Source organism: Pantoea dispersa (assembly GCF_035783935.1).
GTDB classification, from domain to species: Bacteria; Pseudomonadota; Gammaproteobacteria; order Enterobacterales; family Enterobacteriaceae; genus Pantoea; species Pantoea dispersa_C.
Genome location: NZ_JALKOV010000011.1, coordinates 73,014 through 85,588 on the forward strand (window position 1 = coordinate 73,014; position 12,575 = coordinate 85,588).

Genomic DNA, 12,575 nt, shown 5'->3' on the forward strand with positions numbered 1-12,575 from the left:
GGCTGCCCGTTAAATCGCGTTACGTTCCTCGCATAATTGCCAGCGGCAGCTAGACTCACTAGCTGACCTGAAGGGGAACAAAATGAAATTAGGTTTTGCGTGTAAGTACTTTGATTCTCAGGCTAAACAGCCGTTTCCATTTAAAACCACGACCCGCACACGTTTTCTCGCTATGGATCGTGACGCGGCGGCCACGCTGCTGCTGGCGCTGGCACAAAATAATCTGCAGAACCTTTATCTGACGCTGGAACACCTGGCGCAGCAGCCCGATGCGTTACGTATGATGCGCATTGGCAGCGATCTGCTGCCGCTCTACACCGTGCCGCTGGCCACTGAACTGTATGGCGATATTCTGCCGCAGCTGCAGCCGCTGTTTAGCCGCTGCGGCGAATTCGCCCGCGCGCATAACATTCGCCTGTCATTCCATCCCGGTCAGTATACGGTGCTGGCTTCGGATAATGATGACGTGGTGGATCGGGCGCTGGAAGATGTCGAGTATCACACGCTGTGCGCGGTGCGGATGGGCTATGGCAGGCAGTTTCAGGATTTCAAAATCAACATCCACATGAACGGCAAGCGCGGTATTGAAGGCTTTCGCGCGGCGTTTATGCGTCTGAGCCCGGAAGCCCGCAACATGCTGACGGTGGAAAATGACGAAATTTCCTGCTCGCTGGATGACGTATTGCAGGCGCGCGCGCTCTGCCCGGTGGTGCTGGATATTCACCATCACTGGGTGAAAGAGAACCAGTTTATTCAGGCCAGCGATGAACGCGTGGCGCTGATTCTGGAATCGTGGCGCGGCGTGCGACCGGTGCTGCACTATTCGATCGCCCAGGAAGGGCTGATCCCGGAGAGTGGCTTCCCCGATCAGGATCAACTCGCCGCCTCAAAGCCGAAGCTGCGCGCCCATTCTGACTACTATTTCAATCAGACGCTGAATGACTGGGCGCTGTCGTTTGATCGCTTCGACATCATGTGCGAAGTGAAAATGAAGAACCTCGCGCGCGACCGCCTGTATCACTATGCGCAGACGCGCTGATTAACTGCTTACGGCGCGGTAATCACAATCGCGACGCGGCGATTTTGCGCCCGGCCCTGTGCGCTGTTATTGCTGGCGACCGGCGCGCTCATGCCCAGACCGCGCGTCACAATATTGTCCCGTGGGATCGCCGCGCCCGCAGCCCACTGATCGGCCACCGCGTTGGCGCGCTTCAGCGACAGCTGCTGGTTGTAATCCGCTTTGCCGTAGTTGTCAGAGTGGCCGTCGACGCGCAGATGTTCGATGCCGGTGGCGGCCAGGTTTTTCGCCATTTGCGCAATGCTGGTTTTGCTGGCCGGCGTCAGATCAGATTCATTGATGCCAAACAGAATCTTATCGGACAGGCCCAGCCCCCAGCCTTCGGCATTTTCGCTAAAGCCGGCGTTGCGCATCGCCTGAATCTGCGCCTCACTGAAGCGCCCGGTAGACTGACAGCCGACACACGCCAGCACCATGACCAGCAAACATGATTTCAGTTTCATACGCGTACCTTACTCATTCCTTTGTTTTTATACATGTGCATATCGGCGCGCTCCAGAATCGACGCCACCGAATCCCCGTGCTGTGACCAGGCGTAGCCGATGGTCACCGATGTCGTGATCTGTGTGCCTTCCGAAATGACGATTGATTGCGCGATTGCGGTGCGAATATCTTCCGTCAGCTGCTGCAGATCGGCTTCGGAGGTGCGGCTGGTGATCAGCATGGCAAACTCGTCACCGCCCAGCCGCGCCACCAGATCATCCTGATACGCCAGCGCGCTCAGGCGCGCCGCGATGGCCTTCAATACTTCATCACCGGCGGCATGGCCCCAGTTGTCGTTAATGCTCTTGAAGCGGTCGCCGTCGAGAAACAGCAGCACAAAATTCTCATGCGCCAGCTGCTGATCCAGCAGCTGCGACAGGCGGCCAACAAACGCCGAGCGATTGGCCAGTCCGGTTAAGGGATCCTCCAGCGCTTTGGCCGCCAGCGAACGGTTATCGCGCAGCAGCGAGGCTTTCAGCGTCTGCATTTCGCTCAGCAGCGAGTTCAGATCTTCCGAAAACAGCTGGAACTCTTTGGTCGGATTTTGCGGCACGCGCGTTGAGAAATCGCCGGAGCGAATCACGTAATGGATGGCGCTGGTGATGTTGCGCAGCGATCGCAGAATGCCGCGATGCAGAAATTCACTCAGCAGGCAGGAAATCACCAGCACGCACAGCATGCCAATCGATAAAATCATCACCGAATAACGAATAAAATCGGCGGCGCCGCTGACGGTACCGGCCAGCATTAAGTGGCCGACTTTGGCTTCGGCGTGATTAATATCGATCGCCAGCGGCTGCTGATAGATCCAGCGCCGCAACAGCGTTTCATACCAGCCGCTCTCTTCCCGGCGATCGTGCCAGTCCACCAGAATGGTATTGCCCGCCGTGACCAGTTTGGCGGAGGCAAACATGCCTTCATTGCCGAGCAGAGCAATTTTGTTACGCGCATCGTAACTGTCTTCAAATACCGTTGCGGCGGTCAGGCTGGTGCTGAGTGTGGCGGCAATAAGCTCGAGGTTTCTTTTCTCATAGCGTTTAATAAACAGCAAAGACGTCGACGTCAGCAGCAGCCAGCACAGCAGTAATATCACGGCGGCATTGACGGTGCTGATTCGACGCAACTTATTGCGAATCGATGATTTATCTTTTTTTATGCTATCAAACTTCATCTTATTTGCTTCCTTTGCGGGACAGCAACAACACGTCCGGACTCACTCTGACACCGCTGCGCGCCAGTGAGTCAAGGTTGACCGAGAACGCGGTGTGATCGCGATTAAAGATCAGACAGAATGCCGCGCCCACCGTGCAGTCCGGGTTATTTTCCGCGATCGACAAAATGGCTTTACCCTGCAGCGTCGCCAGTAGCGCAGTTTGCTGCTGCGGCGTCTGATCGCCGAAATAGACGGCATCGCAGCGCTGGCGGCTGAGGTCGCTGGCTTGATCGATCCACACCACGCTGAACGGCGTCGGGCCCTGCGGTAGCGCAAGGTGTTGAGCTGAAGTGAATACGCACAGCTGTGGTGGCTGAGTTAACTGCGGCCAGTGGCTAAAACTGATAATGCCGCTGACGATACGGTTAGCCTGATCGTCACGCTGAACCGCACTGCCGGCCGCCTGGGCAGCAGGGAAACAGAGGAGATAAATAAGAGAACTCAGGGAAAGTAAGACGCGAGCACGCTGCAATAAACACAGCAACAGGCTGGCTCCCTTCATTTTTAATTGTAGTTGTAACATAGCGCTATCTCTGAACAGCAACCGGGAAATAGTACCATCGCCCTGTACAAAAGAGTATCGCCGTACGGACGCTGGCACCGCGAGCGGGCAGGGAAGAATAAATTCGTCAGGGCCGGATTTAAATAGAGTATTAAAAGAAGAATGAATAAAAACTCAGCAGGATTGGCGTAATAACAACGGCCAGCACCGAATATTCGGTTAGCGTAATTTGTGCCGCAGCGGTTTTTTTCGCGAAATATAATGGCCGGTGCTGGCGAATTTCCGCTTGATGGCTGAATGGCCCTGAACTGAACGAACTTTCAGCGCCACTCGCCGCATTTTTTTAATTAAAAATCTAAATCCTGACCGTTGCTGGCAATCACTCGCTGATACCACCAGAAGGATTTTTTGCGCAGCCGGTTGAGCGTGCCATTGCCGTGGTCGTCGCGATCGACATAGACAAACCCGTAGCGTTTACTCATTTCCCCGGTCGACGCTGCGACCAGATCGATGCAGCCCCAGGTGGTATAGCCCATCACCGGCACGCCGTCTCCAATCGCTTCACCCATGGCGCGAATGTGCTGCTGCAGATAGCTGATGCGGTAATCGTCTTCAATTTCCCCGCTGGCGGTGATTTCATCGTGCGCACCGAGACCGTTTTCCACCAGAAACAGCGGCTTCTGATAGCGGTCGTACATCATGTTCATGGTGATGCGCAGGCCGAGGGGATCAATGCCCCAGCCCCAGGCGCTGCGCGTCAGATGCGGATTGGTCAGCGACTTCACCACGTTGGCGGCGCTGCTGTTCTGTTCATTCATCTCTGCCGAGGCGCAGCGTGAGGCGTAATAGCTGAAGGAGATGAAATCGACGGTGTGGCGCAGCAGTTCGTCATCGCCTTCCGCCATGACAATCTCCACGCCTTTCTCGCGAAATACCCGTGCGGCATACGCCGGGTAAGCGCCGCGTGCCTGGACATCGATAAAGAATAAGTTCTCGCGATCTTTCTGCAACGCGGCCCAGACATCTTCCGGCTTGCACGACCACGGATAGAAGTTGCCGCCGGCCAGCATGCAGCCGATCTGGTTCTGTGGATTGATCTCATGGGCGATTTTGGTCACCAGCGCACTGGCGACCAGTTCATGATGCGCTGCCTGATACTTCACTTGCTCGTGATGCTCATCCGGCGCGAACACCAGACCGGCACCGGAGAACGGGCTGTGCAGCAGAATGTTGATCTCGTTAAAGGTCAGCCAGTATTTCACCAGACCATCAAACGCTTCGAAGCAGGTGCGGGCGTAGCGCGCGAAGAAATCGATCATTTTGCGGTTGCGCCACGAGCCGTATTCGGTGACCAGATGCATCGGCACATCGAAGTGGCACAGCGTCACCAGCGGTTCGATGCCGTATTTACGGCACTCCTCAAATACGCTGCGATAGAAGGCGATACCTTCCGCGTTCGGCGTCAGCTCATCGCCGTTGGGATAAATACGGCTCCAGGCGATGGAAGTGCGAAATACCGTGAAGCCCATCTCGGCCATCAGGGCGATATCTTCTTTATAACGGTGATAAAAATCGATGGCGTCGTGGCTCGGATAGAACTCATCGTCGCGCAGCGTCAGGCGCGGTTCCAGCCCCAGCTTGACCGCCATACGGTGTTCGCCGTGTGGAATCATGTCCACCGTGGTTAAGCCTTTACCGCCAGCGCGATAACTCCCCTCTGACTGGTTGGCGGCTAACGCGCCGCCCCATAAAAATCCCGCAGGAAATGTCACTTCAGACATCACTCACCTCAATCACAGTCCATTATTAATTTGCGCTAACCGGCTTTGCCGCTTCTGACTTACTGCTGCGCGGCGCGCTGTCCGTCACCGGAATATCTTCAAAGCCAAGCATCAGCGTCAGAACAAACGACAGCACCACTGACAGCACCATCACGCCAGCCACCCAGACGATACTCATCGGGTTAGTGGGATCGAAAAACTGCACGCTGGTAAACAGGCCCGGCGAGGCCATTGAGTGGCTGGCGAGGCCGCCAATGCCGGCCACCGCGCCACAGATAAAGCCGCTGATCAGGCTGGCAATCAGCGGACGCTTCAGGCGCACCGCCACGCCGTACAGCGCGGGTTCGGAAATGCCCGCGACAATAGCGGAAGCCGCCGCCGCGAAAGCCGTCTGCCGCAGTTCCGGATTTTTGGTTTTGAACGCCACCGCCAGCGATGAGCCGCCCAGCGACAGGTTGGCACCAATTTCTGACGGCATTACCATGCCTTCTTTGCCGGTTTCAGCGATGGTCTGAATGATGGTCGGGGTAAACACGCGATGCATGCCGGTCATCACCAGCAGCGGCCACAGCCCGCCCATGATCGCCACCGAAAGCCAGCCGAGATAACCATGTATGGTGTACACCAGCGCGGAGATACCGCTACCGATCCAGATACCTAGCGGGCCGATCAGGACGATGGCGATAGGCGCGGCAATCAGCACAATCAGCATCGGTTTAAGGAAGTTTTTGGTCACCGCCGGGGTAAAGCGATCAACCCAGTATTCGATGTGCGACAGAATCCACGTCATCACCAGCGCAGGGATCACCGTGTAGGTGTATTTCACCGCGGTGACCGGCACCGAAGCAAACTCCACCACCTGGCCCTGCGCCGCTTTGGCCATCAGATCGATAAAATTGGGATGCACCAGCACGCCGGCGATGGCAATCGCCAGCGACATGTTGGTTTTGAATTTCAGCGCCGCCGAGGCCGCCACCATCACCGGCAGGAAGAAGAAGGCGCCATCACCGATCACATTCAGGATGATCAGCGTCGACGAGCCTTTGGTCAGCACGCCGCCCATCTCCAGCATCATCGCCAGTAGTTTCACCATCGATCCGCCAATGATCGCCGGGATCAGCGGTGACATGGTGCCGACCAGCGCATCGAGAATGCCCGCGCCGATGCTGCGCAGCGTGATCTTCCGTTTCACCGGCGCGCTGCCGCTGTTGTCTGGCGTGCCAAGTTTCATCACTTCCTGAAAGGCGAGATTGACGTTGTTGCCAATGATCACCTGACACTGGCTGTCGGTGTGCACCAAGCCCATCACGCCGGGAATGGCTTTCAGGGTGGCGTTGTCGACGCGCGCGCTGTCTTTCACCACGAAGCGCAGGCGCGTCATGCAGTGGGTAACGGCTTTAATATTCTCTAATCCGCCGAGCGAAGCCACAATGGCTCGCGCGGCGTCAGCGTAGTTGGTCGCCATGAATGTTTGTCTCTGATTGTAGGGTAGAGGAAACGTCGGTTTCGTCTGGCTGTTTTGTGTTCATGAGAAACCGGTTTCACAAAATCATGAACAGACGTATTCATTCAGACAAGAAAAATCGCCATTCTCGTTTTGATTTTGTGATGTTGATCGGCTGGCGTGCGGCGGGATCTTCACCCGCAGGCGCAGGACGGCAAGAAAATTCCCCGTCTTATTCATCGCTTAGGTACACTGTGGCGATGAGCAGCGAAGCAGAGTGAAGCATGGCAACCATACTTGAGGTGGCAAAACAGGCCGGCGTGTCAAAAGCGACGGTGTCGCGCGTGTTGTCCGGCAACGGCTACGTCAGCCAGGAGAAGCGCGAACGGGTGTATAAGGCAATCGCCGAGACTGGCTTCCGGCCGAATTTGCTGGCGCGCAATCTGGCAACCAAATCCAGCCAGACCATCGGCCTGGTGATCACCAACACGCTGTATACCGGCAGCTACTTCAGCGAAATGATGCAGCATTCAGCGCGCATTCTTGAACAGCAGGGTCGTCAGCTGCTGCTGGTGGACGGCAAACACAGCGCCGAAGAGGAGCGCGCGGCGATTCAGTTTCTGCTCGATCTGCGCTGCGACGGCGTGATCATCTATCCGCGTTTTCTCACTATCGATGAGATGGACAGTATTATTGCCCAGCACCGCCACCCGATTCTGGTGATCAACCGCCGGCTGCGTCAGCACGACAGTTACTGCATCTACTCCGATCAGCAGCGCACCAGCGCCGAGGCGGTGGCGCAGCTGATTGCGCTCGGCCATCGCGATATTGCTTTTATCACCGGATCGCTCGACTCGCCGACCGGGCGCGAGCGGCTGGCCGGTTATCACGCGGCACTGGCGCAACATCAGCTGGTGGCGGATGACGCGCTGGTAGTGGAGGGCAAATGGCAGGCGCAGCACGGGGCGGCGGCAGTGGAAACGCTGCTGGCGCGCGGTAAATCGTTTAGCGCGCTGGTCGCCAGTAATGATGAGATGGCGGTGGGCGCGCTGAAAGCGCTGGCGGCGCATAACATTCGCGTGCCGCAGCAGGTTGCGGTGCTGGGTTTCGATGATATTCCGCTGGCGCCCTATACCATCCCGGCGCTGACCAGCGTGCGCATGCCGGTGACCGGCATGATCGAGGAAACCATTGAACGGCTGGTGTCGATGCTGGACGGCGGCGAAATGCGCAACCGCAAAACCTTTGCCGGCGAACTGATTCTGCGCGAATCCGTCGGTCCCGGCCCGTTTTATTCTGGCTGAAATCAGGCGTTGAGCAGCGCCTGCTTGAACGAATAGATGTGCACGCGCGCGGCCTCTTCTGCCCGTGCCACGTCACCCTGCGCCAGCGCCGCAATGATCGCGTCGTGCTCGGCAATCACCTCCTGCATGTGCTGCGCGCTCGACAGGGTGGTTGCCCAGAAGCGCTGCGCCTGGGCGTGAATGATGCTGAGAATATCTGACAGACGACCGTTGCCGGCGATGTCAGCCAGCACCTGATGAAACTCGCGGTCCAGCAGCATCATCTGCTCGCGGTCACGCGCCACGCTGGCGGCGGCGATGCGCTGATTCAGCGCCTGCAAGTGGGCGATCTGCGCCGGATTGACGCGCTGCGTCGCCAGTCGCAGGCACAGCGCTTCATTCACCAGCCGTACTTCAATCAGCTCCAGCGCATCGTCAATTGACAGCGGTGCCACCATCACGCCCTTACGCGGAATAATTTGCAGTAACCCTTCGGTCGCCAGCCGGTGTACCGCCTGATTAACCGGCGTGCGGCCCATTGCCAGATCCTCCATCACCTGCGCGGTATTGAGATATTCACCTGGCTTATAGCGCAGCGTAATCAGGCGATGCCTGAACGCCAGATAGGCCTGTTCATTCAATGAAACGCTTTTTTGTCCGGCCTGTGACTTCACATTTTCAGCAACTGAATCACTCATCACGCAGATCCTTATTGGGGTACTGAGACATCTTACACAAAAACCTGGCATGAAAATGGCTATCTTGAAATTGCAGTGAAATTTCACACGCATTTTTCATCAGGAGATCATCTCATGCATTTACGGTTTACAACCGACGCAACAGGCGCCTCCGTGCTGGATGTCGACATCAACCAACTGGTGATTGCCGGTTGGGTGGGACGCGACCAGGCGGCGGTGCTGCACCATATCAGGGAGCTGGAGGCGCTGGGCGTGCCCGCACCTGGTGCAGTACCGCTGTTTTATCGTGTGGCCACTCAGCAGCTGGCGCAGCACAGTCCGCTGGAAGTGGTGGGCGAACACACCTCCGGCGAGGCCGAGCCGTTTGTCTTCTTCCATCGCGGTGAATACTGGGTGTCGCTGATTTCCGATCACACCGACCGCCATCTGGAAACCTTCAGCGTGGCGCTGTCGAAGCAGGCCTGTATAAAGCCGGTCGCCGGTCATGCGTGGCGCATGGCGGAGGTTGAGGCGCACTGGGATCGGCTGGAGCTGCGCGCGTGGATCAAAGTCAACGGCGACTGGGTGACTTATCAGCAGGGCACGCTGGCGTCTCTGCTCACGCCGATGGATCTGCTGGCGCGCTATTTCGGCGATCGCCCGGTCAGCGAAGGTTTTGCGATGTCATGCGGCACGTTAAGCGCGATTGGCGGCATCCGTCCGGCCAGTGAGTTTCGTATGGCGCTGCACGATCCGCTGCTGAATCGCACGCTGGAACATCACTATGTCACCGGCACGCTGCCGGTGATTGCCTGAGGAGACGCGCATGATCACTTTATGGCAGGCGAGCCAGCAACTGCGCACCGGAGAGCTCAGCGCCAGCGCCGCGACGCAGCAGGCAATACGCGCCACGGAGCAGCCGTCGGGCGAAGGCGCACGCGTGTTTACGCGAACCTATGCCGCCAGCGCCGTGCAGCAGGCGCTGCAGGCCGATACGCGCTGGCAACAGCAGCAGCCGCGCAGCCCGATTGACGGGCTGCCGATCAGCATCAAAGACCTGTTTGATGTGGCGGACGAAACCACCGCCGCCGGCTCGCGCGTGCTGGCGGAAGCGCCGCCCGCCGCGCGTGACGCGCATATCGTCCAGCAGCTGAAACAGGCCGGGGCCGCGATCGTCGGCAAAACCAACATGACCGAATTCGCTTTTTCCGGGCTCGGTATCAATCCGCACTACGGCACGCCGGCTAATCCGTGGCGGCGCGGCGAAAAACGCATTCCCGGCGGCTCTTCATCCGGCGCGGCGGTGGCGGTGGCTGATGGCATGTGCCTCGCAGCGGTCGGCACGGATACCGGCGGCTCAGTGCGCATCCCGGCGGCGCTGTGCGGGCTGACCGGCTTCAAACCCAGCGCCAGCCGCATCAATCAGGCCGGCACGCTGCCGTTATCCGCGGCTCTTGACAGCATCGGCGTGATTGCCCACGACGTGCGCAGCTGCTGGCTGCTCGACAACGTCATCGCCGATCGGCCGTTGCAGCTGACAGAGCGAGATATCACCCAGGCGCACTTTGCGATTCCGCAGACCCGGGTGCTGGACGGGCTGGACCGCGAAGTCAGCCAGGCCTGGCACCACGCGCTGGCACAGCTGCGCGCGCAGGGTGCCACGCTCACCGAACTGCCGCTGCAGGAACTGGCGGAACTGGAAACCTTCAACGCCCGTGGCGGTATCACCGCCTGGGAAGCCTGGCAGTGGCATCAGTCGCTGCTGCAGAAACACGCGGACGGTTATGACCCGCAGGTGCGGATGCGCATTGAGCGCGGTGCGCTGCTGAATGAGGCCGACGCGCAGCTGCTGTATCAGCAGCGCGCCGACTGGCGGCAGCGGGTGGAGCAGGCGGTGGCACCGTTTGACGGTCTGCTGCTGCCCACCGTGCCGCTGATTGCGCCGACCATTGCTGAACTCGACGACCCGGAGCGCTATCGCCAGGTCAACCTGCTGATGCTGCGCAACACCAGCGTGATCAACATGCTGGATGGCTGCGCCATCTCCCTGCCTTGTCATCAGCCCGGCAGTGCGCCGGTAGGTCTGATGCTGGCCGCCACCCATGGCCACGATGCCGCGCTGCTCAGCTGGGCGCTGGCGCTTGAATCCATCCTGCAATGGAGTCTCTGAAAATGACACATCCCCACGGCATGCTGTTTGTCGCCACCAACGTCGCCGCTGAAGACGAAGCCGATTTTAATCAATGGTATGACCATGAACATGTCGCCGAGCGCGTCGCCATTAACGGCTTTCTCAGCGGCACGCGCTATCAGGCGCTGGATGCTGAGCGCAAATATCTCGGCCTGTATGAAACCCGCTCGCTGGATACCTTCACCAGCGCCGATTACTACGCTGCCTTCACGCGCCAGACGCCGTGGTCGGTAAAGAACCTTGAGCGGATGATCAAACCGATGCGCCGCGTATGCGCCATCACCCAGCAGCACGGTCAGGGCGTTGGCAGCCACCTTGCGGTGCTGACGCTGAAGGCTGGCATTGAAACTGCAACCCTCAACGCCTGGCAACAGCAGGTTGCCACGGTACCGGGCTATATCGCCTCGCGCTTACTGACGCCGGACATCACGCTGAGCACGCCGCTGCCGCAGGAAGATCGGACGCAGCGCGCCATGCAGCCGATGCTGCTGCTCAGCTGTTCGAGCGCCGATGCCTGCCAGACGCTGGCGGCCGCCGCGGCACAGGCGCTCAATGCCCAGGCTGAATGTTATTCGCTCAGCTGGCAGCTCACTCAACAGGAGATGGCTCATGGCTAATACCGATTCTACCTTACCGCACGCCACGCGTGCCGCAGCAGGGAAAACCACCACCGGCCGTCTTGCTGCGGCCAGTTCTATCGGCACCGCGCTGGAGTGGTATGACTTTACCGTTTACAACATCATGGCGGCGCTGGTGTTCAACCATGTGTTCTTCCCCAGCTTCGATCCGCTGGTCGGCACCATTCTGGCGTTTTCAACCTACGCGGTGGGTTATGTGTCGCGTCCGGTGGGCGGTTTTGTCTTTGGCCATCTCGGGGATGTCGCCGGGCGCAAGGCTGTGTTGATCACCACGCTGGTGATCATGGGCGTAACCACGGCGCTGATGGGCATGCTGCCGGGATATGCGGTGTGGGGCATCTGGAGTCCGGTGCTGCTGGTGGCACTGCGCTTCGTGCAGGGCATCGCATTGGGTGGCGAATGGGCCGGCGCGGTGTTGCTCTCCATGGAGCATGGCGAAGCCAGCAAGCGCGGGCGTAACGCCTCGTTCGCCCAGGTCGGGCCATCCTGCGGCACGTTAATTGGCACCGGCTTCATCACGTTAGTGACGTTGTCACTCAGCGGTGAGCAGTTCCAGGAGTGGGGCTGGCGCATTCCGTTCCTGCTTAGCCTGTTACTGGTGATGTTCGGCCTGTGGCTGCGGCGCGGTGTGGAAGAAACCCCGACCTTTGTCGCCATGCAGCAGGCGGAGAAAACCAGCCACACGCCGCTGAAAGAGGTGTTCCTGCGCTATCCGCGTGAACTGCTGATCGCCGGCGGCTCGCGCATCGGTTCCGACGTGCTGTACGCGCTGGTGGTGGTGTTCACCCTGACGTACGTCACCACTGTGCTTCAGCTGCCGCGTCCGCTGGCGTTGATGGCAACCATGGTCGGCGCGATAGGCAACGCGCTAACGGTGCCGCTGTTTGGCGCGCTGTCTGACCGGCTTGGCCGCCGCCCGGTGTACATTGCTGGCGCGCTGCTGGCCATCGTCTGGTCGTTTGTGTTCTTTGTGCTGCTGGACAGCACCCAGCCGTGGCTGATTGTGCTGGCGGTAGTGATCGGCCTGCTGATCCACGCGATGATGTACGGTCCGCAGGCGGCGTTTGTCACCGAGCAGTTCCCCAGCCACGTGCGCTATGCCGGTTCGTCGCTGGCTTACACGCTGGCCGGCATCATCGGTGGCGGTTTTGCGCCGCTGATCATTACCTCGCTGTACAAAGAGCTGGGCAGCACGCTGTGGGTGTCGCTGTACGTGACGCTGGCGCTGGCCATCACGCTGTTTGCTTTATGGAAAGCCAAAGAAACCGCGCATCAGTCGCTGTAA

The 12,575-nt window shown here is 58.9% G+C and carries 12 protein-coding genes; 6 read left to right on the forward strand and 6 right to left on the reverse strand.

The genetic code is table 11. The features are described 5' to 3' along the window. The first annotated feature begins 82 nt into the window (after nucleotides 1–82). Nucleotides 83–1,039, forward strand: coding sequence for a UV damage endonuclease UvsE (locus tag MXF20_RS19295; protein ID WP_325970849.1), 957 nt, complete (start codon nucleotides 83–85; stop codon nucleotides 1,037–1,039). A gap of 8 nt (nucleotides 1,040–1,047) precedes the next feature. Here the strand turns inward: MXF20_RS19295 and MXF20_RS19300 are convergent, their stop codons facing one another. The 5 genes from MXF20_RS19300 to ascF all read right to left on the reverse strand — a co-directional run bounded on the left by MXF20_RS19300 (nucleotide 1,048) and on the right by ascF (nucleotide 6,522). After that, entirely contained in the window at nucleotides 1,048–1,521 is a 474-nt protein-coding gene (locus MXF20_RS19300) for an OmpA family protein (protein WP_325970850.1), read from the reverse strand. After that, entirely contained in the window at nucleotides 1,518–2,732 is a 1,215-nt protein-coding gene (locus MXF20_RS19305) for a diguanylate cyclase domain-containing protein (RefSeq protein ID WP_325970851.1), read from the reverse strand. The genes MXF20_RS19300 and MXF20_RS19305 overlap by 4 nt, the downstream gene beginning before the upstream one ends. A 1-nt stretch (nucleotide 2,733) precedes the next feature. Beyond that, a complete protein-coding gene (locus MXF20_RS19310) occupies nucleotides 2,734–3,297 on the reverse strand; it encodes a YfiR family protein (RefSeq protein ID WP_325970852.1) in 564 nt (187 codons plus the stop codon). A gap of 326 nt (nucleotides 3,298–3,623) precedes the next feature. Continuing rightward, complete coding sequence (locus tag MXF20_RS19315) at nucleotides 3,624–5,057, reverse strand: 6-phospho-beta-glucosidase (protein WP_325970853.1); 1,434 nt, start codon at nucleotides 5,055–5,057, stop codon at nucleotides 3,624–3,626. 25 nt (nucleotides 5,058–5,082) lie between these two features. Continuing rightward, nucleotides 5,083–6,522, reverse strand: a complete 1,440-nt coding sequence (gene ascF, locus MXF20_RS19320; RefSeq protein ID WP_325970854.1) for a PTS cellobiose/arbutin/salicin transporter subunit IIBC — start codon at nucleotides 6,520–6,522, stop codon at nucleotides 5,083–5,085. Between the two features lie 263 nt (nucleotides 6,523–6,785). Here ascF and MXF20_RS19325 point away from each other — a divergent pair, with 263 nt between their 5' ends. After that, nucleotides 6,786–7,805, forward strand: coding sequence for a LacI family DNA-binding transcriptional regulator (locus MXF20_RS19325; protein ID WP_325970855.1), 1,020 nt, complete (start codon nucleotides 6,786–6,788; stop codon nucleotides 7,803–7,805). Nucleotides 7,806–7,807: 2 nt separating this feature from the next. Here the strand turns inward: MXF20_RS19325 and MXF20_RS19330 are convergent, their stop codons facing one another. Next, nucleotides 7,808–8,482 (reverse strand): GntR family transcriptional regulator, encoded by a 675-nt coding sequence (locus MXF20_RS19330; RefSeq protein WP_325970856.1) that lies wholly within the window; start codon nucleotides 8,480–8,482, stop codon nucleotides 7,808–7,810. A 114-nt stretch (nucleotides 8,483–8,596) separates the two neighbouring features. Between MXF20_RS19330 and MXF20_RS19335 the strand changes: the two genes are divergently transcribed. Genes MXF20_RS19335 through MXF20_RS19350 form a run of 4 tightly spaced genes read left to right on the forward strand, consistent with a single transcriptional unit; the run spans nucleotide 8,597 to nucleotide 12,575 of the window. Beyond that, entirely contained in the window at nucleotides 8,597–9,277 is a 681-nt protein-coding gene (locus tag MXF20_RS19335; protein ID WP_325970857.1) for a DUF2848 domain-containing protein, read from the forward strand. Nucleotides 9,278–9,287: 10 nt separating this feature from the next. Further along, nucleotides 9,288–10,631: an amidase gene (locus tag MXF20_RS19340; protein ID WP_325970859.1), complete on the forward strand. Its 1,344-nt coding sequence runs from the start codon at nucleotides 9,288–9,290 to the stop codon at nucleotides 10,629–10,631. Between the two features lie 2 nt (nucleotides 10,632–10,633). Beyond that, nucleotides 10,634–11,269 (forward strand): hypothetical protein, encoded by a 636-nt coding sequence (locus MXF20_RS19345; protein ID WP_325970861.1) that lies wholly within the window; start codon nucleotides 10,634–10,636, stop codon nucleotides 11,267–11,269. Further along, entirely contained in the window at nucleotides 11,262–12,575 is a 1,314-nt protein-coding gene (locus MXF20_RS19350) for an MFS transporter (RefSeq protein ID WP_275029896.1), read from the forward strand. Before MXF20_RS19345 ends, MXF20_RS19350 begins: the two co-directional genes overlap by 8 nt.